A 24610-nucleotide genomic window follows, 5' to 3' on the forward strand; every position below is an offset into this window, starting at 1 on the left:
GTATGAGTAAAACAAGAGTTTACGAATATGCGAAAAAACACAATCTATCCAGTAAAGTGGTCATAGATAAATTAAAAGATTTGAATATTGAAGTATCGAACCATATGTCGACCATTTCGGAAGACACCATCCAAACGTTGGATAAAGCAATTAACGGAAATAAACAAGCTGACAAGAAGCAAGAACAGACAAAACCAGTAAGCGGAGATAGTTCCTCCAATAAAACAAATGCCAATCAAAACAATAAGAAAAGAAATAACCGGAACCAAAATGGTAAGAATCCGAACAACAAAAATAATAAAAATAACAAAAATAAGAAAAGAAACAACCAACATTCCGGACAGAATAATCAACAATCGAAAAGCAAAAAACAGGAAACTCCTGAAAAAATCACTTATACCGGTACTTTAACTGTTAGTGAATTGGCTGATAAGCTGAACAAAGACGCTTCAGAAATCATCAAAAAATTGATGTTTTTAGGCACAATGGCAACAAAAAATCAGGATTTGGATCAGGATTCTATCGACTTGATTTGTGATGAATATGGAGTGACTGCCGAGCAAGTTGTCGAAGTTGATGAAATAGCATTGGAAAATTTTAAACCAGAAGAAAAAGAGGAAGACCTGGTGGAACGTCCTGCGGTTGTAACCATCATGGGCCATGTCGACCATGGAAAAACAACGTTACTCGACTCCATTCGGGATACGAAAGTGACCGAAGGAGAAGCTGGTGGGATCACTCAGCACATCGGCGCTTATCAAGTGGAGGAAAATGGCAAAAAAGTAACGTTTTTGGATACACCTGGTCATGCTGCTTTTACCAGTATGCGTTCACGTGGTGCGCAGGTAACAGATATTGCCATACTCGTAGTCGCTGCAGATGACGGGGTCATGCCGCAAACGGTGGAAGCAATAAATCATGCCAAAGCAGCAGAAGTTCCAATTATCGTTGCTGTCAATAAAATGGATAAAGAGGGAGCCAATCCAGACCGGGTCATGCAGGAACTGACGGAACACGAATTGATACCGGAAGACTGGGGCGGCGATACAATTTTCGTTCAACTTTCTGCTATAAAAAGAGAAGGAATCGACGACCTGCTGGAGATGATTTTGCTCGTTTCCGAAGTGGAAGAACTAAAAGCAAACCCTAACAGCAATGCCAGTGGAACAGTAATCGAGGCACAGCTTGATAAAGGACGTGGATCTGTGGCGACACTGTTGGTTCAAAATGGAACCCTGCATGTCGGAGATCCAATTGTTGTCGGCAACACGTTTGGAAGGGTCCGGGCAATGGTCAATGATCTTGGGCGAAGAGTCAAATCCGCTGAACCTTCGACTCCAGTAGAAATCACCGGTTTGAACGATGTGCCACAAGCAGGAGATCAGTTTGTTGTTTTTGCTGATGAAAAGAAAGCCCGCCAAGTCGGTGAAGCACGTCAACAAAAACAAATTGAAGAAAAACGCAGTGACAAGGCGAAAGTCAGCCTTGACGATTTGTTTGAACAAATCAAACAAGGGGAAGTCAAGGATATTAACCTTGTGCTAAAGGCTGATGTCCAAGGCTCTGTTGAAGCATTGGCATCTTCATTGCGAAAAATCGATGTGGAAGGCGTAAAAGTGAATATTATCCACACAGGTGTAGGGGCAATTGCCGAGTCGGACATCATCCTGGCCTCTGCCTCAAATGCGATTGTGATCGGATTTAACGTTCGTCCGGATAACAACGCCAAGAAAGCGGCAGAGACAGAGAATGTAGATGTTCGGTTGCATCGAATTATTTATAAGGTGATTGAAGAAATCGAGTCAGCCATGAAAGGAATGCTTGATCCGGAATTTGAAGAAAAAGTCATCGGGCAAGCTGAAGTTAGGGAAATCTTCAAAGTTTCCAGAATTGGCACGATTGCTGGAAGCTATGTTACCGATGGAAAAATAACCAGGGATGCAGGGGTTCGTGTCATCCGTGACGGCATCGTCATTTATGAAGGCGAAATTGATACACTCAAGCGATTCAAAGATGATGTGAAAGAAGTCGCGCAAAACTATGAGTGTGGTATTACGGTGAAAAACTTCAATGACATAAAAGAAGGCGATGTATTTGAAGCGTATGTCATGGAGGAAATCGAACGTGTATGATTTTATACGTGGAAGTAAATTGTTTTATTTATGAACCCCAATCGCTAAAACAAAAGCGTTCTGTGGTCAAAAGCCTAATAACAAGGTTGAAAAATGATTATAATATTGCTGTAAGCGAGATAGATCACCAAGACTTGTGGCAAAGAACAGGTCTTGGTCTGGTGACGGTCTCTCCTGATAAAGTCCAGGCGGAAAAAGTAGTCAATCAGGCATTGAAGCTTATTGATTCTTTTCCCGAATTGGAGCGGACCACTACCAACTTTGAATGGCTTTAAAATGACTTTCCCTCCACATAATAGAGGTGATAGAAAATGAATGAATTACGCGCAAACCGTGTAGGGGAACAAATGAAAAAAGAACTTGGAGATATAATCGGCAGAAAAATCAAAGATCCTCGTGTCGGGTTTGTTACAGTGACGGATGTGGAAGTTTCCGGCGATTTGCAACAGGCGAAAGTGTTTATTTCCGTGCTAGGCGACGAAAAGCAACGGCATGATACACTTGTCGGTCTGGCCAAAGCGAAAGGTTTCATCCGTTCAGAAATCGGTAAAAGAATTCGGTTACGAAAAACACCCGAACTGTATTTTGAATTTGATGAAGCAATTGAAAAAGGAAACAGAATTGAGCATATACTTCGCCGATTAAATGACTCAGAAGAATAATTTTTTTCTACTGGATAAAACCCTTGTCATCCAACAAGGGTTTTATCTTTGTACATACCACTGTCAAAAGAATTTCGGCGGAGGAAAAAGGCACGGTAACATATCTGGGGTGCCCATTTTTTTGTGATTGTTAAGCAATTGGAGATGAATGGTTCCCTATGTTTACTGAAGTAGGGTGTTCGATCAATTCTAAGAAATTTTTTAGAGGCGGAGGAAAGAGATATGGATGGAATTCTTCCTTTATGGAAGCCAAAGGGATGGACATCGCATGATTGTGTAGCGAAAATCAGAAGACTATATGGCACAAAAAAAGTTGGACATACAGGAACCCTTGACCCGGAAGTGGAAGGAGTTCTGCCTATTTGCGTCGGCCAGGCGACGAAGCTGGTCCCATACTTGACTGAAACCAACAAGACCTATATTGCCGAAGTAACTTTGGGCAGCTCAACAGAAACAGAAGACAGCTTTGGGGAAGTTGTTGAACAAGCTGTGGTCCAAGAAGATTTTTCTGTTGAACAGGTACAACAAGTTTTGGACAATTTTATCGGATACAGTGTACAAGTACCACCAATGTATTCAGCGGTGAAAGTGAATGGGAAAAGGCTTTATGAGTATGCTCGCAAGGGGCTTACGGTGAATCGTCCGGAGCGTACCATTCATATAGAGCGGATACAACTTCTATCTGATATCCGCAAGGAAGGGCAGCGTGTTCGCTTTTGTTTTCTTGTAGAGTGTGGGAAAGGTACATATGTGCGGACCTTATGCGTCAATATTGGTGATAGACTAGGATACCCAGCGCATATGTCGGGATTGGTACGGACAAAAACAGGTTCGTTTGATCGAAACAGCACCTATACAATAGAGGAAGTTCAGCAGGCTAAAGAAAAAAATGCACATCTGGATTTACTTCTTCCTTTATCAGCAGGAATAACTGATTTGGAAAAGGTCGAAGCCGATGCAGATTTGGCGGATAGAGTATTTCACGGTCAGAAACTGAAAATGCCAGAAGGTTTAACGGGAACAAAGCAATTCCGGATTCAGCAAGGCGATAAACTCCTTGCTATCTATCAGTCGCATCCTTCGGAACCCGGCATTGCAAAGCCGGCCAAGGTTTTTCATTATGAGCAGGATTGAATCGAATTTGCTTGTTAGTCATGCAGTGTATAGCACTGTATACTGGGGAAAGGCGTATTAGGAAACAGATAGAGTAACCCTTTTATTAAAAAAATGCGCATATATTGAAGGGATTTTGTATAATTACTTGCAATTTATCAATAAAAGCGTTAATCTAAAATACGGAAACCATCCCTTGGCAACGCGTAACTCCGACGCTTGCTGGGAGATTGGGGTTTACAATTCATAGGAGGTGAAAAGGATGGCAATCACACAAGAACGCAAAAATGAAATCATCAATGATTTCAAAACACACGATAATGATACTGGTTCTCCAGAAGTTCAAATCGCTGTCCTAACGGAAGAAATTACTAATTTAAATGAGCATTTGCGTGTTCATAAAAAGGATCACCACTCACGTCGTGGTCTATTGAAAATGGTAGGTAAACGCCGTAACTTGTTGAACTACCTTCGCGCTAAAGACGTAACACGTTATCGCGAGTTAATAAAAAGACTTGGCCTTCGTCGCTAAGTTTTTTAGGGGAAAGCGGGAGAATTCCCGCTTTTTCTGTACTTATAAACGATTACATAAAGCAGTTTTTAAGCAGGTTTTGTGGGCGCAATCGGCAGTCGCCGGATAGCTTTATAAACTGTTATACATGCTTTCAGTCCTGGAGTATGAGGATGGTTAACCCATCGACTGCTACAGGTATGCAAACTGTTTAATCGGCAAAGACTGACAGTATAGCTACAACAAAAAAATCAGCGTTTTTGTCGAAATTGAAAGCTTGATTTTTATTGAGAGGAGTATAGTAGATGGCAGATAAGAAAATATTTTCCACGGAAATCTCCGGACAGCCGTTCACTGTCGAAGTCGGAGAGTTAGCGAAGCAAGCCAATGGTGCTTGCATGGTCCAGTATGGAGACACTTCTGTTTTAACAGCAGCAACTGCATCAAACGAACCGAAAGACCTGCCGTTCTTTCCGTTGACGGTCAACTATGAAGAACGCTTATATGCTGTAGGGAAAATTCCAGGAGGATTCATCAAAAGAGAGGGACGTCCAAGTGAAAAAGCTGTCCTGACTTCCCGTTTGATTGACCGTCCCATACGGCCGTTATTCGCTGATGGTTTTCGAAATGAAGTACAAGTAATCAGCACAGTGATGAGCGTAGATCAAAATTGCTCTTCCGTCATCGCCGCAATGATCGGTTCATCGTTGGCTCTCGGAGTTTCGGATATTCCATTCGGCGGTCCGATTGCAGGTGCAATTGTTGGCCGTGTAGATGGAGATTTCATCATCAATCCATCGGTCGAACAGTTGGAAAAAAGTGATATCAATTTGACAGTGGCCGGAACAAAAGATGCCGTAAACATGGTGGAAGCTGGAGCACAAGAAGTGCCGGAAGAAACCATGCTGGAAGCAATCATGTTCGGACATGAAGAAATAAAACGGCTGGTTGCATTTCAGGAAGAAGTAATTGCCGCAGTTGGCAAGGAAAAAATGGAAGTAACCCTGTTTGAGTTGGATAAAAGTTTGTCGGCCGAAGTAGAAGCGAAAGCAAAAGAATCCCTTGTACAAGCCATCCAGGTTCAAGAAAAACATGCTCGTGAAGAAGCTATTGAGGCAGCCAAAAAAGCGGTTGTGGAAAGTTATGAGGAAGCCGAGGCCGAAGAAGACAAAATCAAGCAGGTCAAAGGTGTTTTGGATAAACTGGTAAAAGAAGAAGTCCGCCGTTTAATTACAAAAGAAAAGGTACGTCCAGATGGGAGAAAAGTAGACGAAATTCGTCCTTTATCTTCCCGAATCGGCGTCCTGCCGCGTACACACGGATCGGGTCTGTTTACCCGCGGTCAGACGCAGGCATTAAGCGTGTGTACACTTGGTGCGTTGGGTGATGTGCAAATTCTTGATGGCTTGGATTTGGAAGAGTCGAAACGATTCATGCATCATTATAACTTCCCGCAATACAGTGTAGGGGAAACCGGTCCAATCAGAGGTCCGGGGCGTCGTGAAATTGGTCATGGAGCTTTAGGGGAACGCGCATTGGAAGTAGTGGTTCCTTCTGAAAAGGAATTTCCTTATACCATAAGACTCGTATCTGAAGTATTGGAGTCGAACGGTTCGACTTCACAGGCTAGTATCTGTGCAAGCACAATGGCAATGATGGATGCTGGTGTTCCTATTAAGGCTCCGGTAGCTGGAATAGCCATGGGCTTAGTAAAGCAAGATGAGGATTATACCATTCTCACCGACATACAAGGTATGGAAGACTTTCTTGGTGACATGGATTTCAAAGTAGCAGGCACTTCCAAAGGTGTAACGGCTTTGCAAATGGATATCAAGATTGAAGGTCTTTCCCGGGAGATCCTTGATGAAGCCCTTAGCCAGGCTAAAAAAGGACGTATGCATATTCTTGATCATATGATGGAAACCATCGGTGAACCGAAACAGGAACTTTCCGAATATGCACCGAAAATACTGACCATGGAGATCAATCCTGATAAAATACGTGATGTTATTGGTCCGAGCGGTAAACAAATTAACAAAATCATCGAGGATACTGGCGTGAAAATTGATATCGAACAGGATGGAAGAGTATTTATTTCTTCTACCGATTCGTCTATGAACCAAAAAGCCAAGAAGATCATTGAAGATCTTGTACGCGAAGTGGAAGTGGGCGAGATATATCTGGGCACTGTACGCCGTATCGAGAAATTTGGAGCTTTTGTCGAACTATTCAAAGGTAAAGACGGTCTTGTTCATATTTCCGAGCTAGCTGAAGAAAGGGTCGGAAAGGTTGAAGATGTTGTTTCGATTGGTGACCAGGTAATGGTCAAAGTAAAAGAAATTGATAATCAGGGACGCGTTAATTTATCGCGAAAAGCAGTTTTGAAAGAACAAAAGCAGGAAGACGAAAAATAAACGCAAAAACAAGAAGCTGGACTCCCAGTTTCTTTTTTTCTTTTGTTTCATTTTTGAAAAAACAAATGATTTTGCTTAGTATTCTGGATTGATTACGAAGCACCAGTTTCGGCAGCACTTTTCGCTTTTACGGCTTCGGATTTCCATGATGGTATAATCTCTATAGGGATCTTTTGGCCCCCTTTTGTATTATAAGAGTTAACATGAACGAAACTAGCCCCTTATCGTCACAATGTGGTATATGTGCCAATGCTTACCGTATCGTTCTAAAAAACATACAAGATGAAAGGGAGGTATTGGAATCCTCCTTTTTAATTGAATAGGAAATGATAAATTTAACTGTCTGTGGATCATTATTGGCTGAACCAGCTGCGTCCAGCTCCAGCGCCTACCCCCTCGAGGTCTTAAGCCCACCCTCTGTGTGGCAAAAAGCGCCACGCCGAGGCTGTTCTTAAACTTGTCGGAGGCCCAAACGATGTGGGTCATGCAGGCGTTGCCACAGGACGTGGCGGCTCTAGCCTGTCCTCCTTTAAACAGGCGCTTGCGCTTTTGTCCTTCTGTGGGCAGAAGAGAGCTTTCAAATAAGTGTTAGGAAATCCCGGCATAAACAAGGAGGCAGTCCTTCTCGTAATCCCTTTTGTTCTACCTTGTCCCCGCTCCTCATAGTTATAGAAGAGGAGGGATCAAAGTGAAACGGTTGATTATCCAAATAGGTGTTTTTCTCTTATTGGCAGGCGCTTTTTTTCCGACGACTGCCAATCCATTTAAATACAACAACCTAGAGGTTCTTCCAGAAGCATTGCCAGTTACAAATCCAAAAGAGGATACACTCCGCAACGAAATCGAAGCACAAGCAAAGCATTGGAATGAGAAGCCTGACAATGCAAAAATAGACAAAGTTTGGAAGAAAATGCCGGGGAGGAACGGATTAAAGGTAAACGTCGAAGAATCGGTGGCTAAGATGAAAAAGGCAGGAAAGTTTGATAAGTCACTGCTTGTTTTGGAGCAAGTTCCACCCCGGATATCGTTTGAGGATCTTCCAGCTGCCCCGGTCTATCGGGGGCATCCAGAAAAGAAGATGGTCACCTTGCTGATTAACGTGGCCTGGGGCAGTGAAAATATACCAAGTATCCTCAAAACCTTAAGGGAGAAGAATGTTAAAGCTAATTTTTTCATTGAGGGAAAATGGGCTAGCCAGAACGCTGAGTTGGTTAAGATGATTAAGGAAGAAGGGCATACTATTGGTAATCATGCATACAATCATCCAGACATGAGGCGGTTAGCAGCTGATGAAAATAGGGAACAAATAGAACAGACAAATGAAATTATCAAAGCCATTACAGGCGATACGCCCAAATGGTTTGCTCCACCAAGCGGGAGTTACAGTGAACAAGTCGTTCAAATAGCAGCTGAGCTTGATATGGAAACGATCCTTTGGTCGGTTGATACAATTGATTGGAAAAACCCAACCGTCCCTGTCATGGTGAAGCGGGTGGAAGAAAAAGTGCACCCAGGTGCGATGGTTTTGATGCACCCGACTGATGTGGTGAACAGTGGATTGGATGAATTGATTGAAATGATCAAACGGAAAGGCTACAAGATTGCAGCAATAGAACGTTTGTTGAGCGAACAGCGATAAAATGCAGTGCAGGAAGATATAGGAGGATTCAATTTGCTTAAAAAATATACATGCAGCAATGGATTACGAGTAGTATTAGAAGGAATACCGGCAGTAAGATCCGTTACCGTAGGAATCTGGATCAAGACAGGGTCACGCAACGAAACGTCGGAAAACAATGGGATATCCCATTTCTTAGAGCATATGTTTTTCAAAGGGACTACTTCGCGTTCGGCCCGCGACATTGCAGAAGCTTTCGATGCTATAGGCGGACAGGTAAATGCGTTTACTTCGAAAGAGTACACCTGTTTTTATGCGAAAGTACTCGATACTTATAAAGATTTTGCCTTGGAAATATTGGCGGATATGTTCTTCAACTCTACTTTTGAAGAAGAAGAGCTGGAAAGAGAAAAGAAGGTCGTATATGAAGAAATAAAGATGTCCGAGGATACCCCGGATGATATTATACACGATATGCTGTCGGAGGTTTCTTTCGGTAACCATCCGTTAGCTTATCCGATTCTCGGTTCCGAGCAAACTCTTTCTTCCTTTAAACGGGAAGATTTGCAGCGATATAAGGATAGTCATTATACACCCGAAAATGTGGTGATTTCTGTAGCCGGCAATGTTGACGACAGTTATTTTAAACAAGTTGAAAAATTATTCGGCAACTATCATACAAAAACCGACGGATTCGAATATCAACGGCCATTGTTCAAGGGAGAGCATGTTGAACGAAAAAAAGATACCGAACAAGCCCATTTATGCCTTGGTTATCAAGGCCTTCCGGTCGATGATCCATCCATCTACAGCTTAATAATCATGAATAATGTGCTTGGCGGCAGTATGAGTTCAAGACTGTTTCAAGACGTAAGGGAGCAGAGAGGACTTGCTTATTCCGTTTTTTCCTACCATAGTTCTTTTGTCGATAACGGGTTGCTCACCATTTATGCTGGTACAGGAAAAGAACAGTTACCTTTACTGCAGGAAACGATGGAGGCGACCATCGAAAGCTTCAAGGTAAATGGACTTACTGACAAAGAGCTCCACAATAGTAAAGAGCAGCTGAAAGCTAATTTAATGCTAAGTTTGGAAAGTACAAACAGTCGAATGAGCAGAAATGGAAAAAATGAATTGATTTTAAACAGACATCGGACGCTTGATGAGATGATTAACGAAATTGATCAGGTAACACATGAGTCGACCAACCGTATCATCCGTTCATTGTTTGAACAAGATCCTTCTAGTGCGCTGATTTCACCTTGATTTTTTTATAACTATCTAAAGGTTATCATCATGTTTTCCCTTGTCCTTCATAAAATAAAGGAATAAGGAACGTGGAAGGATGTGGATATATGAGATACAAGGATTTAAGCGGCAAGGAAATCGTCGATGTGAGCAGTGGTACGAGACTCGGCATTTTGGGTCATACCGATTTGGAATTTAATGAGGAAACTGGTCAGATAGAATCCTTCATTCTTCCGAATTATAAATGGTTCGGAATGAAAAAAGAAGGGGAAAATATCAGAATAAATTGGCGTGATATCAAGAAAATCGGTGAAGATATGATTATCATTGATTCATAAAACCTATTGATGAAGGTAATAGGCCTGTTTACAGCTTGCAGATTTCTCTGCAGGCTTTTTTGTTTTTTGCTTTATTCTGTAATCTTTTTGATCGGTTATTCGTCATCAAAACCATAACGGTTCATGCTTTTAGCCCTGTCAAAGTTTAGGTCTTACCTGGTGATTGAGTTTATCCGGAACAGTCCCCTTAACCCTAAATAGAGTATTTGAACTCCTCTCTATCCATAAGATTGAATCCCTATTCCCCATCTGACTTTCTGATCCTGTCGATAAAGTAGACCCAAATGACTTTAACTGAAAGTAAAACCTTATTTTTTCAGGTCGTAAAATCTTTCGGGATGAGTGTACAGTCACTAACCATAGTGGATTTCATAGTATAAACAGAGACGCATTATCCCTACGCGAGGTGAAGTAATGGATACCAAAATGAATATTGCCATTATCGGCGGTGACGCAAGATATTTGGAATTGATCAGGCACTTAACGAAAAACCCCCAAATGGACTTGACAATAATCGGTTATGATCAACTGGATAAGGGGTTCACAGGTGCAAAGCAAGCAGAACTAGAAGATATCGAACCGAATAAATTAGATGCTGTGATTATTCCTGTGCCAGGCACAGACCATCAAGGATATGTGGAAACAGTTTTTTCTGACAAACAGATTCAGTTGAAAAAAGATTGGTTTCATTCCTTGAAAGAAGGTTGTATCGTGTTTTCAGGCATCACTACGACATTTTTAAATGAAGCAGCTGGCGAGGCTGCATTACAGTTGGTCCCTTTATTCGATCGGGATGATGTGGCGATTTACAATTCAATCCCAACCGTCGAAGGCACCATCATGATGGCCATTCAGAACACTGATTTCACTATCCATTCAAGCAATGTAGTCATCTTGGGATTGGGAAGGGTTGGTATGACGCTTGCCAGCAAGTTTGCCGGACTTGGAGCACATGTATCTGTCGGATCTAAGCATCAGTCAGACCTTGCCAGGATAACGGAAATGGGATTGACCCCTTTCTCTTTGGAGGAATTGACCACACACTCCCCCAACTGTGATTTGCTAATCAATACCATACCCGCAAAGGTTGTCACCAAGGAAGTAATTCAAGTCATGAAGTCCCATGCTTTAATTATTGATTTGGCTTCCAAACCAGGCGGAACTGATTTTAAATATGCTGAACAGCGAGGAATCAAAGCAATGCCCGCACCGGGGTTACCAGGAATCGTTGCTCCGAAGACTGCAGGTGCCATTCTGGGAAGGGTAGTTTCCCAAATATTGACGGAACATATTTCGGAAAGGAGTAGGTAACATGTCTTTAGAAGGAAAAAGAATCGGATTCGGTCTTACAGGCTCCCACTGTACCTATGATGCTGTATTTCCTCAAATGGAAAAACTTGTAGAGGCAAAAGCGGAAGTAGTACCAGTAGTTTCTTATACAGTACAGAATACCGATACTCATTTTGGTGAGGCGAAAGCACATATGCAAAGGATAAAAGAGATTACTGGCAAAGAGTTGATTACAACCATTCCGGAAGCAGAGCCGCTGGGACCGAAATATCCTTTGGATTGCATGGTTATAGCCCCTTTGACAGGGAATTCGATGAGTAAACTAGCTAATGCATTGACGGATTCTCCGGTTTTGATGGCTGCAAAAGCTACCATCCGTAATGGAAATCCTGTCGTCTTAGGTATATCAACCAATGATGCCTTGGGATTAAATGGAGTTAATTTAATGCGGTTGATGGCCACAAAATTGATTTATTTTATTCCTTATGGACAGGACGATCCGTTCAAGAAACCGAACTCCTTGGTAGCAGAAATGGATCTATTGCAGGATACAGTAGAAAGCGCCCTGCAATATAAACAATTGCAACCGGTTATCATAGAAAGAAAATAAGCACGCATACCCTTTCTATACCTTCCTTTCTTCTCTTATGTTAGAATAAAGATTATGAGAAAAAAATCTGTAAACATGTTAACAGACACCGAATTAATCAGGGAGGAGATTTTTTAGCATGCAAAATCAACAAGGGTACCATGTTGCCGTCGTAGGGGCGACGGGAGCAGTAGGACAAAAAATGCTGGAAACTCTTGAAAAAAAAGCGTTTCCTTTGGCGAGTTTAACATTGTTATCTTCCAGTCGTTCAGCTGGTAAAAAAATAGCTTTTAAAGGTGAGGAATTAACGGTAAAAGAAGCAACTCCTGAAAGTTTTGAAGGAGTGCAAATCGCTTTGTTTTCAGCAGGGGGATCAGTATCCAAAAGTCTGGCCCGCGAAGCAGTAAACAGAGGAGCCGTTGTCATTGACAATACAAGTGCTTTTCGCATGGATGAAGAAGTTCCGCTCGTTGTGCCTGAAGTAAACGAAGAGGATCTTTCCAGTCACAAAGGTATTATCGCCAATCCGAATTGTTCAACAATTCAGATGGTGGCTGCCCTCCAGCCGATAAAGAAATCTCATGGTATTACTCGAGTAATCGTTTCTACTTATCAAGCAGTTTCGGGCGCTGGTACTTCAGCTGCGGAAGAATTGCGTGAACAATCGAAAGCATTTTTGAATGGTGAGGAACTAGAAGCGGAAATTATGCCAGTTAAAGGTGATAAAAAGCATTTTCCAATTGCATTTAATGCCCTTCCGCAAATAGACACGTTCGAGGAGAACGGCTATACATTCGAAGAAATGAAAATGATAAACGAAACGAAAAAAATCATGCATGCACCGAATCTTCCTGTAGCTGCAACTTGCGTACGTCTTCCATTTTTCACTTCACATGCAGAAAGTGTGTATATTGAAGTAGAAAAAGAGGGGCTGCAGGCAGCTGATATCCATGAAGTATTGCGGAATGCGGATGGCATTACGCTTGAAGATGATCCATCAGAACAGGAATATCCTACCCCATTAAGCGCAGCAGGCAAAAGTGATGTTTTTGTCGGTCGAGTGAGAAAAGACCCAGACCATCCGAAAGGCTTCCACCTTTGGGTCGTATCTGATAATCTACTAAAAGGGGCAGCATGGAATTCTGTGCAAATCGCAGAAAGTCTTATAAAAAATAATTTGCTGTAACTTTGAGGTGTGTGTATGAGTAAAATATTAGTTCAAAAGTTCGGTGGAACATCTGTGCGAGATAAAGATACTCGGGCAAGTGCCGCCGGACATATTAAAGATGCGATTGACGAAGGCTATAAAGTAGTAGTGGTGGTTTCAGCCATGGGAAGGTTTCCGGATCCTTATTCGACAGATGCCCTGCTCCAGCTTGTCGGATTCCCGCATACACAAATTTCGAAGCGGGAACAGGATCTGTTGTTATCCTGCGGAGAAACAATTTCTTCTGTTGTTTTTTCCAATGAATTAAAAGAAGCAGGAATCCATTCCATTTCACTGACTGGAGCACAAGCTGGTTTTATTACAAGCGGGGATTTTACCGAGGCCAAAATTAAAGAAATGAATCCAGAACGTGTGAAAAAAGAATTGGAAATGTATGATGTGGTAGTGGTAGCGGGTTTCCAAGGTAAAACGGAGGATGGGGAAATCACCACAATCGGAAGAGGAGGAAGCGATACCTCTGCCGCCGCATTGGGAGCAGGACTTGGTGCCGAGTATATCGATATCTTTACAGACGTAGAAGGGATCATGACGGCAGATCCGCGAGTTGTGGAGACTGCAAGGATATTGGATGTAGTTACTTATTCAGAGATTTGCAATCTTGCTTATCAGGGAGCAAAGGTCATCCATCCACGAGCAGTCGAAATTGCGATGCAGGCAAAAGTGCCAATAAGAGTCCGTTCCACTCATACGAAGGATACCGGAACATTGGTTACTTCCTCCCGTGAATCGGCGAAAGGAAAAGATATTCCCGACAGGCTTGTGACAGGGATTGCTCATATTTCCGATATCACACAAGTGAGGGTAAATACGAACAAGGAGCCTTACCGCTTACATTCGGAAGTTTTTAAAGCAATGGCTGCAGCTGGGATTTCTGTCGATTTTATAAATATTTCTCCTACTGGTGTGGTATACACTATACCAGAGCGATTTACAGACCAGGCTGTCGATTTGCTGGAAAGATTGGATTACGAACCAATCATTACGAAAGATTGTGCAAAAGTATCTTTAGTAGGCGCTGGAATGACAGGTGTACCTGGCGTGACTGCCAAGATTGTCCAGACATTGACAGATGCAGGGGTTCATATCCTTCAGTCAGCAGACAGCCATACGACGATTTGGGTTCTAATCCATCAGGAAGATCTTGTACCAGCGGTAAATGCACTTCATAATACTTTTGAGCTGGATATCCAGCAGGATTGATCGTACTATCAGACGCAGCACATAAGCAGGTGGTTTACCACCTGCTACTCTTAACTAACGAAACGACAAGATGAAGTGAAGATGAAAGGAGTCCGTATTGCCATGAATTTCGGCAGAGTACTAACAGCAATGGTCACTCCGTTTGACAATAAGGGGAACGTAGACCTGGAAAAAACAACAGAATTGGTGAATTATTTATTAAAAAACGGTTCCGATGGACTCGTCATTGCAGGAACGACCGGTGAATCACCGACCCTGACGAAGGAGGAAAAAATAGCCGTTTTTAAGCGTGTTGTAAAAGACGTGGATAAACGAGTGCCTGTCATCGCCGGTACGGGAAGCAACAATACCTATGCCACCATTGAGTTTACAAAAAAAGCAGAGGCAGCTGGTGTGGATGCCGCATTGCTGGTTGTCCCTTATTACAATAAACCGAATCAGCGAGGGATCTATGAACACTTTGCTGCAGTCGCCAGGGAAACTGCTTTACCGATAATGCTTTATAACATTCCTGGTCGCTCGGTTGTGAGAATGGAGCCGGAAACAGTAATAGAACTGGCAAAAATACCGAACATTGTGTCGATTAAAGATTCGACTGGCGATTTGGATGCAATCTCGACAATAATCGAAAATACTAGTGCTACTTTTACTCTATATAGCGGGGATGACAGCTTGACCCTTCCGATAGCAGCTGTCGGGGGAGACGGTATTGTATCTGTTTCTTCCCACATCATTGGAAAAGAGATGCAGGAAATGCTGACAGCCTTTGAAATGGGAGACACGAGTAAAGCTTCCCAGCTGCACCGACAATTACTTCCAATCATGAAAGGCATGTTCATGGCTCCATCGCCAACACCTGTCAAGACTGCTCTTCAAATCAAAGGGATGGATGTCGGAGGAGTTCGTCTGCCGCTTGTTCCGTTGACCGGAGAGGAAAGAAATCAACTAACGCAACTATTATCCGGTAAATGATTCGGAAAAGTCTTTACCTGGGTAACATATTCTATTCTTTAAAACGTGCTTATCTAAGCGCGTTTTTTAATTGGTTATTTTTCGTAAAAGATTGATTAGCAACATAGTTAATCTAAACTGCGCAGTAACTTCCTTTGTAGCCCTTGGGCCATTTTGCTTTCCGCGGGCGGCTAGCTAGTCCTCAAGCTAACACTCTGCGGGATCTCACCGAGGCCTTTGCTCCCGCAGGTAGCATACGCAGACTCCTGCGGGAAAAGCGCGAGCTGAAGATCCAGGAAAGCGGTTTTCTTTTCCATGTTAGCTGAAGCCGTGCCCGCGGAAAGCGAAGTATGCTGCCGAAGCGGTGGTTAACACTATTTTTGAATAGACAATGGCACTTCACATTACAGTTACTGCGTAGTTTCTATCAACAAGACATTGATCTGTGATGCGGCTATCCATTTTCTTTAAACAGTCAGTTTCTAAATCCTGTTAACTGAAAACTTTAAGAAAGTACGTAACCAGAACCAAACCAAAGGACAATGAAGTTCGTTCATTCAATGTTTGTGTGGAAGCCACATATACAGTATAAAACGACGTCAAACTTCCCTTTACCCGTGTGTATGTAAGTAGCTGCACTGATACATACTAGGTACATGTTTTGAAAAGGAGCGTGGATAAATAATGGGAAAAGATACATCTAAACAAGACAACCAGGATCAAAATAATCAATCGTCACTGGTGCAAAAGATTCAGCAGCTAGGTCAGTCTACTGTACCGCAAGCGCCGGATTCCAATATTCATGTACTGCCAATCATCGGGCAGATTGAAGGACACGTACAGCTGCCTCCGCAAAATAAGACAACGAAATATGAGCATTTAATTCCACAAATTGTGGCGATAGAGCAAAACCCTAAAATTGAAGGGTTAATCGTTTTACTCAATACTGTAGGAGGAGACGTAGAAGCCGGTCTGGCTTTGTCGGAAATGATTGCTTCTTTGTCTAAGCCTACCGTTTCTATTGTACTTGGAGGCGGGCACTCAATCGGAGTGCCGATCGCTGTGTCTACTGACTACTCTTTTATCGTTCCGACGGCAACCATGACGATCCACCCGATCCGATTGACGGGACTGGTAATCGGTGTACCGCAAACCTTCGAATATTTGGATAAAATGCAAGAGCGGGTCATTAATTTTGTCAAACAACATTCGGATATTGAAGAAGAAAAATTTAAAGATTTGATGTTTGCTAAAGGAAATCTGACAAGAGACATAGGTACCAATGTTGTCGGGGCTGATGCCGTGAAATATGGATTGATTGATGATGTAGGTGGTGTCATGGAAGCCATGAGTAAGTTGAACGATTTGATAGAAAAGGAAAAACAATCGGGAGAGATGCTGCAATGATTTTATATACGCCGCTGACAGAGGATGAAATATTCGGAGTCGATCAGGAGGCGTTTGCCAATCGACAATTTATCAACATAAACGGGAGAACTGTCCACGTAGAAAGGAACAAAGACGGATCATACAGTATTTTGCAACTGATTTCTACTGATCCACAGGATTACCTTGATGAAACGTATACACCAGGAACGATTATTTCTCGCCATTAAAAAGCATTCTCTTCATTTCAATGCGCTTACTCTGTGCTATAATAATAGTAGAGACCAGTGGGTAATCTTGCCATATTTCAGGTTATCAACCCTTGTCATCGTGATGGCAAGGGTTGAACTACATAAGAAGACTGGCGTTATTTATGAGTGCAGAGGTGAATCTAATGGCAAAAAAGAAGAAAAACAGAAGAAAGAAATCACAACTGAAAAAACAAGTTAAATATGAACTTACTGGAATCTTATTCGTATTTTTGGGAGTGTTAGGAAGCGGAGCGAGTGCGATAAGTGATGGCGCCATTCCAGCGGGACTGGAAAATATTTTTCGCTTTTTCTTTGGGATATGGTATTTCGTTGCTTCCTTGTTTTTACTGATAATCGGGATTATGTTAATTATCAAGAGAAGAGTACCATATTTATTTCATAAACGGATGATTGGGTTCTACATCATTTTTTCAGGTGTTTTGCTCATCACTCATATACAAACTTTTGAATCTATCCTGCAAGAGTCAATGAATACGTCGATCATCGTTACGACATGGGACAACATCCTTTCTTACATAGGAGGAGATGTCCCCTCTGCCAATCTTGGAGGAGGTATGGTCGGTGCTCTATTATTTGCTTTTAGCTACTTTTTATTTTCTGCCGCAGGAGCTAAAATAGTAGCGGTATTCGGAATGGTTATCGGAGCACTGTTTGTTACAGAACTTTCAATCGGCGAAATACTGGACAAAGGCTGGCAGCGGGCAGACGGTTTTTTTCGCAGTCAGTTCAAACAAATGAAAAAGATGCAGCAGAACAATCGATCAAACCGACAGAAAAAGAAACAGTCCAACCATTCAGAGGAAGGGCTAACAGATTCTTCTATAGATGATGGCAGTGAGTCATCAATAGATGAACCAGTAATCCAGGATTTCACGGATATCGCTTATTCTGCTGATGTACAGACTGCAGAAGCAGTAAATCATCCAGAGAAACAGGAAGCATCTTCTGAGCAAAAGAAAGATACCGATGAAGGCGAGATAGCTGAATCCTTGCCGATGACGGAAGCCGAAAACCTCGATTATAAGCTGCCTTCCATGTCGTTATTAGCTGAACCGGAATACAATACCCAGCAACAGGAAAGATCTCAAATTCAGGCAGTAGTAAGAAAATTGGAAAAAACCTTCCAAAGCTTTGGAGTTAAAGCAAAAGTTACCAAAGTGCATGTAGGCCCGGCAGTGACAAAATATGAAGTATATCCTGATGTCGGTGTGAAAGTGAGTAAAATTGTCAATCTACACGATGACCTGGCGCTAGCTTTAGCGGCGAAGGATATCAGGATTGAAGCACCGATTCCTGGAAAATCAGCAGTGGGAATTGAAGTCCCTAATGGTGAAGTGGCCACCGTATCCCTAAGGGAAGTTTTGGAAACCAAGCAGGCGCAGCAAGGGTCCAAACTCTCTTTTGTGTTAGGAAGAGATATATCTGGGGATGCAGTTATGGCTGAACTGAATAAGATGCCGCACTTACTTGTCGCAGGTGCTACCGGAAGCGGTAAGAGTGTTTGCATCAATGGAATTATCACCAGTATATTGATGCGGGCAAAACCGCACGAAGTAAAAATGATGATGATCGATCCGAAAAAAGTGGAATTGAATGTTTATAATGGCGTTCCTCACCTTTTATCGCCCGTAGTAACAGATCCTAAAAAAGCTTCGCGGGCTTTAAAAAAAGTGGTTTCTGAGATGGAAAGGCGGTATGAGTTATTTTCTGATACAGGGACCCGGAATATTGAAGGGTACAATGAGTTTATAAAAAAACATAATCAAACAGAAGAAGACAACCAGCCGCAGTTACCATATATTGTTGTGCTGGTGGACGAGCTGGCCGATTTGATGATGGTCGCTTCCAACGACGTCGAAGATGCCATTACGCGACTGGCACAAATGGCCCGGGCCGCCGGCATCCATTTAATCATAGCGACCCAGCGTCCGTCTGTAGATGTTATAACCGGTGTCATTAAAGCTAATATACCATCCAGGATTGCCTTTAGTGTTTCTTCTGCTACCGATTCCCGGACCATCTTGGATTCTGGCGGCGCAGAGAAACTGCTTGGAAGGGGAGATATGTTATTCATTCCAGTCGGATCTTCCAAATCGACGAGAATACAGGGCGCATTTCTTTCCGATGAGGAAGTAGAACGGGTAGTGGATCATTGTATTGATCAGCAAAAAGCGCAGTATCAAGAGGAAATGATACCAGATGAAGAAGCGGAAGTGAACGAAGAAGTAGATGATGAATTGTTTGATGATGCCGTGCAAATGATCTTAGAGATGCAAAGTGCGAGTGTCTCGATGCTCCAACGAAGATTCCGCATCGGTTACACGCGAGCAGCTCGATTGATCGATGCCATGGAAGCGAGAGGGATCGTCGGACCCTATGAAGGGAGCAAACCAAGAACTGTGTTAATTTCGCAGCAAGAAGAAGAAAAAACTTCATAGGTAAACAGAAAAGCGGATGGGCCTTGTTTATCCCCGGCAAGCTTAAGACCAGCCTCTAAGTGGTGAATTTTGCCACACAGAGGATGGTCTTAAGCCCTCGAGGGGATAGGCACATTTTCCCGAAGACCGTAACAAGTCACATTTACTACCTTGTACTTATAACCTTTATAAAAAACACCATATAAGATTTGCCGCAGTTTAACAAAACTCCTTCTTTGGACAATAAGTTCAAATAGGAGTTTTTTTAAGAGAAAAACCTCGGAAATATTTGCTTGCATTCCCATATGTAAAAAGTATACCAGTGGTTGATTAACATTAATTGTAAGAAAATTAGCAGGTTTATTAAAATTGTCATAAAACTAAAAGATTCTGTCGTTTTTTGTCCAAATCCTGTTTATTTACTAGACCAAAAGTGTTATATTTATTTCGGACAAAGAATGACTTGTCAGAGGTCAGTTCTCTTACAACCTGTCTGCGTAGATTTTTGAGTTATTAGGCGGATTGACCTGGAAATAATACTTTTTACCTAGTAAGTAGATACATATGTTACGAAGATTGAACTTCATCGGAGGGTAATGTCATGTCAATTAAAGCCGATGCTCGTCATTTATACCTTCAGGTTATCGATCAATTGAAACAGGATATAGAGGTTGGAAGGTATAAAGAGAAAGAGAAATTGCCTTCTGAATTTGAGCTGTCAAAGCGACTTGGCGTTTCAAGGGCTACATTAAGAGAAGCACTCAGGCTCTTGGAGGAAGAGAATATCGTGACCAGACGTCATGGAGTCGGGACGTTCGTCAACCCTAAACCTGTTTTTTCTGCTGGTATTGAACATTTGAAAAGTGTTACAGAAATGATTGCTTCCGCCGGGAAAACCCCGGGAACCCAATACTTGTCAACAGAATTGATCGAAGCTTCTGAGGAAGATAAAAACAGATTCGCCCCATTCGAGATCGATACTTTGGCTAAAATAGAACGGGTCAGAACTGCCGACGGTGAACCCGTCGTTTATTGTATCGATAACATTTTAGAGCACTTGATTCCAATAGAAAAAATTCATAATCAAGCCTCCATTTTCCAGGTATTAGAAGACTATGGAAGTAAACATGTCAGCTACACAGTCACCCACATCGAACCAGTAGGCTATCATGAGCTGGTATCACCTGTTTTGGGCTGTCAGCCTGATCAGCCAATGCTGCTACTGAAACAGATGCATTATACAGAAAGTGATGAACCAGTATTGTATTCATGTAATTATTTCAGAGCAGACGTATTTAGCTTTTACGTAATCAGGAAGCGCATGTAAAGAGAAGATATTTTAAGGGGGTGATGTGCCGGCGCCGTTTCGCAGGTGAGTTTAGGCAATACAAAATAAAAACTAACATTGATGGGGGTAGGAATGTTGAAAACAAATCGTTTGCTATTATTGATAGCTTTGCTATTTGCAGCGGGAATTATTCTAAGTGCTTGCGGGTCTTCTAATGATGAAGGCAGCGGGGAAGAAAGCGGAGGAGAAGCTTCCGATTCCGGTGAAAACCAGGAAGGTGGAGGAGATTCCGATTTTAAAGTAGGTATGGTAACCGATGTCGGCGGTGTAGATGACAAATCGTTCAACCAATCTGCATGGGAAGGTCTTAAGGCTTTCGGTGAAGAGAACGGGCTGGAAGAAGGCGAAGGGTTCGATTATGCTCAGTCGGAAAGTGATGCAGATTTTATGCCGAACTTGAACAGCTTAGTGAAAGCAGATTATGATTTGGTATTCGGTATTGGTTTTAAACTGACAGATGCGTTAAATAAGGTAGCTGGGCAAAACCCGGATACACACTTTGCATTGGTTGATGCGGTGGCAGAAGCAGATAACATTGCAAACATCACCTTTAAGGAACACCAAGGTTCTTTCCTTGTCGGGGTGGCGGCAGCAATGAAAACTGAATCCGATAAAGTAGGTTTTGTCGGCGGTGAAAACAGTGAATTGATCAAAAAGTTTGAATCAGGCTTTCGGGCTGGCGTTGCTTCTGTAAACCCGGATATCGAAGTCGACGTACAATATGCCGAATCGTTCGGTGCTCCGGATAAAGGGAAAGTAATTGCCTCTAATATGTATAATAGCGGAGTGGACGTCATTTATCATTCCTCCGGTGCAACTGGTAATGGAGTATTTGCCCAAGCTAAGGACATTAAGAAGAATGACCCTTCCAAAAACGTATGGGTTATCGGGGTAGACCGAGATCAATACGAAGAGGGAGCGATCGGTGATGACAATGTCACACTGACATCTATGGTCAAGCGTGTTGATATCGCTGTACAAGAAGTCGCTGCACAATCAATGAACGGTGAGTTTCCAGGTGGAGAGATCCTGGAATTCGGTTTAGAAGATGAGGGTGTTTCAGTAGCTAAGACGAACGAAGAGGCATTGACTGATGAAATGGTAGAGGAAATTGACAATTGGAAACAAAAAATCATTGATGGTGAAGTGGAAGTACCTAGTACAGAAGAAGATTTAGAAGCTTACCTTGATTCTTTATAAGAAAACCAGAAATGTGGATAGAAAAAGGCTAGAAAAATCTAGCCTTTTTCTTCTGAAAACGGAATGTTATAAAGAAGGTTAAACCTCGACCGCATGTTAGGGAGTGAAATACACTTGGAGAATTATGTTGTAGAAATGCTGAATATCCGCAAAGAATTTCCGGGTATCGTTGCGAATGATAATATAACCCTTCAGGTCCGGGAAGGGGAAATACATGCCCTGCTCGGGGAAAATGGAGCGGGAAAATCGACGCTAATGAACGTGTTGTTTGGTTTGTATCAACCTGAAAAGGGAGAAATTCGGGTTAATGGCAAGGCCGTGAAAATTACGGATCCCAACGTAGCCAACAATTTAGGAATTGGGATGGTTCATCAACACTTTATGCTTGTCGATACGTTTACCGTTACCCAAAACATCATACTGGGCAGTGAACCGAAAAAGGGCGGCAAAATAGACCTGAAAAAGGCAGAACAGGAAGTGGCGGAACTTTCCGACCGCTATGGTTTGAAAGTAGATCCCAGAGCAAAAATCAAAGACATTTCCGTCGGAATGCAGCAGCGTGTTGAAATATTGAAAACTCTATACCGGGGAGCAGAAGTCTTAATTCTGGATGAACCGACGGCTGTGCTTACTCCTCAAGAAATCAAAGAATTGATCGAAATTATGAGGTCCCTAATTAAGGAAGGGAAATCCATTATTTTGATTACACATAAATTAAAGGAAATTATGGAAGTTTGCGACAGGTGTACAGTCGTGCGGAAGGGCCAAGGTATCGGTACAGTCAATGTCAAAGAAACAAGCCCTGATGAACTTGCTTCGTTGATGGTCGGAAGGGAAATCAGCTTTACGACAGAAAAGACGGAGGCTGCACCAAAAGGCCAAACTCTTTCCGTGAAAAACCTCCACGTCCAGGACAGCCGGAAAGTAGAAATGGTGAAAGGACTGGATTTGGAAGTTAGAGCGGGTGAAATAGTCGGGATTGCTGGAGTTGATGGCAATGGACAATCAGAATTGATCGAAGCAATCACCGGGCTGCGAAAAGTCGAATCAGGTGCTATTCTTCTTAATGGGAAAGCAATTACCAATCTACCACCAAGAAAAGTGACCGACTCTGGTGTGTCGCATATTCCACAAGATCGCCATAAATTTGGCTTGGTGTTGGACTTTCCAATCGGTGAAAATATGGTTTTGCAAACCTATTATAAAAAGCCTTTTGCAAAGAATAGCGTGCTTTCCTATAAAAATATCTATTCCCATGCTAAAAGATTGATAGAAGAATATGATGTCAGAACACCAAGTGAATACACCAAAGCGAGGTCCTTGTCAGGTGGGAACCAGCAAAAAGCAATCATCGGCCGTGAAGTGGACCGATCTCCTGATTTGTTGATTGCTGCACAGCCGACGCGTGGGTTGGACGTTGGTGCAATCGAATTTATCCATAAAAAATTGATTGAGGAACGTGATAAAGGGCGTGCAGTATTGCTGTTATCCTTTGAACTAGATGAAATCCTCAATGTAAGTGATCGGATTGCTGTGATGTTTGACGGCAAAATAGTGGCAAATGTCACTCCATCCGAAACAAATGAACAGGAATTGGGATTGCTTATGGCTGGAAGTTCCGTAGAGAAGGAAGGTGGGCGTTGATGTTTACCAACCGTATGTTCAATATTCTGGTGCCTGTTATTTCAGTACTATTGGGCTTGATAGTTGGTGCTATTATCATGGCCGCATTCGGTTACAACCCGCTGAGTGGTTATCAAGCCTTATGGGACGGTTCCTTTGGTGACATTTATTACTTCGGAGAGACAGTCCGCCAGGTAACCCCATACATATTTACCGGGTTGGCTGTGGCTTTTGCTTTTCGTAGTGGACTGTTCAATATTGGAGCTGAAGGTCAAGTCATCGTAGGATGGCTCGCCGCAGTATGGGTTGGTGCCGCTTTCGATGCACCGATGATTATCCATCTGCCTCTGGCGCTTTTGGCAGCTGCTTTAGCTGGAGCGATTTGGGGATTTATTCCGGGCTTATTGAAAGCCAAACTCGGTGTTCACGAAGTTATTATCACGATTATGATGAACTATATTGCACTGCATGTATCGAATGGATTGATACGGTCTGTTTTAAGTGAAAACCAGGATTCTTCCGATCCTATCAAAGAATCTGCTTCGCTTGCATCGAATTGGTTGATGGAAATGACCAGCTTTTCCCGATTGCATTATGGAATCCTGATCGCCTTGTTTGCAGCAGTTATCATGTGGTTTTTACTAGAAAAGACAAGTGCGGGTTTTGAATTGCGATCTGTGGGCTTCAACCAGCATGCTTCCCAATATGCTGGCATGAATGTCGGTAAGAATATCATCCTCGCCATGGTGATTTCTGGAGCGTTTGCGGGTCTTGGGGGAGCGATGGAGGGACTCGGAACATTTGGTTATATGCCAACACACTCCGCTTTTACCAATCTCGGTTTCGACGGGATCGCGGTTGCGCTTCTTGGTGGCAATAACGCTTTTGGTGTCGTGCTAGCTGCGTTATTGTTCGGAACACTGAAAATCGGAGCGCTTAATATGCCGACCGCAGCAGATGTTCCTTCTGAGCTTGTAGAAATCGTGATAGCCCTGATTATCTTTTTTGTGGCCTCAAGCTATATTATTCGCTGGGTGCTGCTTCGTTTTAAGAAGGAGGGAAAATAAGTG

Annotated in this window: 21 protein-coding genes; all 21 read left to right on the plus strand. The window is 42.6% G+C overall.

Annotated features, from left to right (window positions below; genetic code table 11):
* The first annotated feature begins 2 nt into the window (after window positions 1-2).
* The 21 genes from infB to ERJ70_RS09290 all read left to right on the plus strand — a co-directional run bounded on the left by infB (window position 3) and on the right by ERJ70_RS09290 (window position 24607).
* The gene (infB, locus tag ERJ70_RS09190; protein ID WP_209368788.1) at window positions 3-2132 is read left to right on the plus strand and encodes a translation initiation factor IF-2; all 2130 of its coding nucleotides are present in this window, start codon (window positions 3-5) and stop codon (window positions 2130-2132) included.
* The gene (locus ERJ70_RS09195) at window positions 2129-2407 is read left to right on the plus strand and encodes a DUF503 domain-containing protein (protein ID WP_209368790.1); all 279 of its coding nucleotides are present in this window, start codon (window positions 2129-2131) and stop codon (window positions 2405-2407) included. The genes infB and ERJ70_RS09195 overlap by 4 nt, the downstream gene beginning before the upstream one ends.
* A 36-nt stretch (window positions 2408-2443) precedes the next feature.
* Window positions 2444-2794: a 30S ribosome-binding factor RbfA gene (rbfA, locus tag ERJ70_RS09200; RefSeq protein WP_209368792.1), complete on the plus strand. Its 351-nt coding sequence runs from the start codon at window positions 2444-2446 to the stop codon at window positions 2792-2794.
* Window positions 2795-3016: 222 nt separating this feature from the next.
* A complete protein-coding gene (gene truB / locus ERJ70_RS09205; protein ID WP_209368793.1) occupies window positions 3017-3928 on the plus strand; it encodes a tRNA pseudouridine(55) synthase TruB in 912 nt (303 codons plus the stop codon).
* 241 nt (window positions 3929-4169) lie between these two features.
* The gene (rpsO, locus tag ERJ70_RS09210; protein WP_074597330.1) at window positions 4170-4439 is read left to right on the plus strand and encodes a 30S ribosomal protein S15; all 270 of its coding nucleotides are present in this window, start codon (window positions 4170-4172) and stop codon (window positions 4437-4439) included.
* A gap of 284 nt (window positions 4440-4723) precedes the next feature.
* A complete protein-coding gene (gene pnp, locus ERJ70_RS09215) occupies window positions 4724-6832 on the plus strand; it encodes a polyribonucleotide nucleotidyltransferase (protein WP_209368795.1) in 2109 nt (702 codons plus the stop codon).
* Between the two features lie 688 nt (window positions 6833-7520).
* Window positions 7521-8471, plus strand: coding sequence for a polysaccharide deacetylase family protein (locus ERJ70_RS09220; RefSeq protein WP_209368797.1), 951 nt, complete (start codon window positions 7521-7523; stop codon window positions 8469-8471).
* A gap of 33 nt (window positions 8472-8504) precedes the next feature.
* Window positions 8505-9716, plus strand: coding sequence for a M16 family metallopeptidase (locus tag ERJ70_RS09225; protein ID WP_209368799.1), 1212 nt, complete (start codon window positions 8505-8507; stop codon window positions 9714-9716).
* Window positions 9717-9805: 89 nt separating this feature from the next.
* Complete coding sequence (locus ERJ70_RS09230; RefSeq protein ID WP_074597326.1) at window positions 9806-10036, plus strand: YlmC/YmxH family sporulation protein; 231 nt, start codon at window positions 9806-9808, stop codon at window positions 10034-10036.
* 414 nt (window positions 10037-10450) lie between these two features.
* The gene (dpaA, locus tag ERJ70_RS09235) at window positions 10451-11347 is read left to right on the plus strand and encodes a dipicolinic acid synthetase subunit A (RefSeq protein ID WP_209368801.1); all 897 of its coding nucleotides are present in this window, start codon (window positions 10451-10453) and stop codon (window positions 11345-11347) included.
* Between the two features lies 1 nt (window position 11348).
* On the plus strand, window positions 11349-11936 hold the full coding sequence (gene dpaB, locus ERJ70_RS09240; RefSeq protein ID WP_209368803.1) for a dipicolinate synthase subunit B: 588 nt from the start codon (window positions 11349-11351) through the stop codon (window positions 11934-11936).
* A gap of 118 nt (window positions 11937-12054) precedes the next feature.
* Window positions 12055-13101 (plus strand): aspartate-semialdehyde dehydrogenase, encoded by a 1047-nt coding sequence (gene asd / locus ERJ70_RS09245; protein ID WP_209368804.1) that lies wholly within the window; start codon window positions 12055-12057, stop codon window positions 13099-13101.
* Window positions 13102-13116: 15 nt separating this feature from the next.
* The gene (dapG, locus tag ERJ70_RS09250) at window positions 13117-14343 is read left to right on the plus strand and encodes an aspartate kinase (protein ID WP_209368805.1); all 1227 of its coding nucleotides are present in this window, start codon (window positions 13117-13119) and stop codon (window positions 14341-14343) included.
* A gap of 81 nt (window positions 14344-14424) precedes the next feature.
* Window positions 14425-15315: a 4-hydroxy-tetrahydrodipicolinate synthase gene (gene dapA / locus ERJ70_RS09255; RefSeq protein ID WP_209368806.1), complete on the plus strand. Its 891-nt coding sequence runs from the start codon at window positions 14425-14427 to the stop codon at window positions 15313-15315.
* Window positions 15316-15978: 663 nt separating this feature from the next.
* On the plus strand, window positions 15979-16701 hold the full coding sequence (locus ERJ70_RS09260; protein ID WP_074597320.1) for a ClpP family protease: 723 nt from the start codon (window positions 15979-15981) through the stop codon (window positions 16699-16701).
* Window positions 16698-16910 carry a YlzJ-like family protein gene (locus tag ERJ70_RS09265; protein ID WP_209368807.1) on the plus strand — a complete coding sequence of 71 codons (213 nt, stop codon included), beginning with the start codon at window positions 16698-16700 and terminating at the stop codon, window positions 16908-16910. Before ERJ70_RS09260 ends, ERJ70_RS09265 begins: the two co-directional genes overlap by 4 nt.
* Window positions 16911-17074: 164 nt before the next feature.
* Window positions 17075-19390, plus strand: a complete 2316-nt coding sequence (locus ERJ70_RS09270) for an FtsK/SpoIIIE family DNA translocase (protein ID WP_209368808.1) — start codon at window positions 17075-17077, stop codon at window positions 19388-19390.
* 580 nt (window positions 19391-19970) lie between these two features.
* Window positions 19971-20696 (plus strand): GntR family transcriptional regulator, encoded by a 726-nt coding sequence (locus ERJ70_RS09275; protein ID WP_209368809.1) that lies wholly within the window; start codon window positions 19971-19973, stop codon window positions 20694-20696.
* A 93-nt stretch (window positions 20697-20789) separates the two neighbouring features.
* Complete coding sequence (locus ERJ70_RS09280) at window positions 20790-21917, plus strand: BMP family lipoprotein (protein ID WP_309507413.1); 1128 nt, start codon at window positions 20790-20792, stop codon at window positions 21915-21917.
* Window positions 21918-22052: 135 nt separating this feature from the next.
* On the plus strand, window positions 22053-23561 hold the full coding sequence (locus ERJ70_RS09285; protein WP_245208194.1) for an ABC transporter ATP-binding protein: 1509 nt from the start codon (window positions 22053-22055) through the stop codon (window positions 23559-23561).
* Complete coding sequence (locus tag ERJ70_RS09290; RefSeq protein WP_209368811.1) at window positions 23561-24607, plus strand: ABC transporter permease; 1047 nt, start codon at window positions 23561-23563, stop codon at window positions 24605-24607. Before ERJ70_RS09285 ends, ERJ70_RS09290 begins: the two co-directional genes overlap by 1 nt.
* Window positions 24608-24610 lie beyond the last annotated feature (3 nt).

It is taken from the genome of Sediminibacillus dalangtanensis, assembly GCF_017792025.1.
In the GTDB taxonomy this organism is placed as follows: Bacteria; Bacillota; Bacilli; order Bacillales; family Amphibacillaceae; genus Sediminibacillus; species Sediminibacillus dalangtanensis.

What these genes read in the sequence shown, in the direction of transcription:
- infB (WP_209368788.1), top strand. Translation starts at nt 3, where the DNA reads ATGAGTAAAACAAGAGTTTACGAATATGCGAAAAAACACAATCTATCC.
- ERJ70_RS09195 (WP_209368790.1), top strand. Translation starts at nt 2,129, where the DNA reads ATGATTTTATACGTGGAAGTAAATTGTTTTATTTATGAACCCCAATCG.
- rbfA (WP_209368792.1), top strand. Translation starts at nt 2,444, where the DNA reads ATGAATGAATTACGCGCAAACCGTGTAGGGGAACAAATGAAAAAAGAA.
- truB (WP_209368793.1), top strand. Translation starts at nt 3,017, where the DNA reads ATGGATGGAATTCTTCCTTTATGGAAGCCAAAGGGATGGACATCGCAT.
- rpsO (WP_074597330.1), top strand. Translation starts at nt 4,170, where the DNA reads ATGGCAATCACACAAGAACGCAAAAATGAAATCATCAATGATTTCAAA.
- pnp (WP_209368795.1), top strand. Translation starts at nt 4,724, where the DNA reads ATGGCAGATAAGAAAATATTTTCCACGGAAATCTCCGGACAGCCGTTC.
- ERJ70_RS09230 (WP_074597326.1), top strand. Translation starts at nt 9,806, where the DNA reads ATGAGATACAAGGATTTAAGCGGCAAGGAAATCGTCGATGTGAGCAGT.
- dpaA (WP_209368801.1), top strand. Translation starts at nt 10,451, where the DNA reads ATGGATACCAAAATGAATATTGCCATTATCGGCGGTGACGCAAGATAT.
- dpaB (WP_209368803.1), top strand. Translation starts at nt 11,349, where the DNA reads ATGTCTTTAGAAGGAAAAAGAATCGGATTCGGTCTTACAGGCTCCCAC.
- asd (WP_209368804.1), top strand. Translation starts at nt 12,055, where the DNA reads ATGCAAAATCAACAAGGGTACCATGTTGCCGTCGTAGGGGCGACGGGA.
- dapG (WP_209368805.1), top strand. Translation starts at nt 13,117, where the DNA reads ATGAGTAAAATATTAGTTCAAAAGTTCGGTGGAACATCTGTGCGAGAT.
- dapA (WP_209368806.1), top strand. Translation starts at nt 14,425, where the DNA reads ATGAAAGGAGTCCGTATTGCCATGAATTTCGGCAGAGTACTAACAGCA.
- ERJ70_RS09260 (WP_074597320.1), top strand. Translation starts at nt 15,979, where the DNA reads ATGGGAAAAGATACATCTAAACAAGACAACCAGGATCAAAATAATCAA.
- ERJ70_RS09265 (WP_209368807.1), top strand. Translation starts at nt 16,698, where the DNA reads ATGATTTTATATACGCCGCTGACAGAGGATGAAATATTCGGAGTCGAT.
- ERJ70_RS09270 (WP_209368808.1), top strand. Translation starts at nt 17,075, where the DNA reads ATGGCAAAAAAGAAGAAAAACAGAAGAAAGAAATCACAACTGAAAAAA.
- ERJ70_RS09275 (WP_209368809.1), top strand. Translation starts at nt 19,971, where the DNA reads ATGTCAATTAAAGCCGATGCTCGTCATTTATACCTTCAGGTTATCGAT.
- ERJ70_RS09280 (WP_309507413.1), top strand. Translation starts at nt 20,790, where the DNA reads ATGTTGAAAACAAATCGTTTGCTATTATTGATAGCTTTGCTATTTGCA.
- ERJ70_RS09285 (WP_245208194.1), top strand. Translation starts at nt 22,053, where the DNA reads ATGCTGAATATCCGCAAAGAATTTCCGGGTATCGTTGCGAATGATAAT.
- ERJ70_RS09290 (WP_209368811.1), top strand. Translation starts at nt 23,561, where the DNA reads ATGTTTACCAACCGTATGTTCAATATTCTGGTGCCTGTTATTTCAGTA.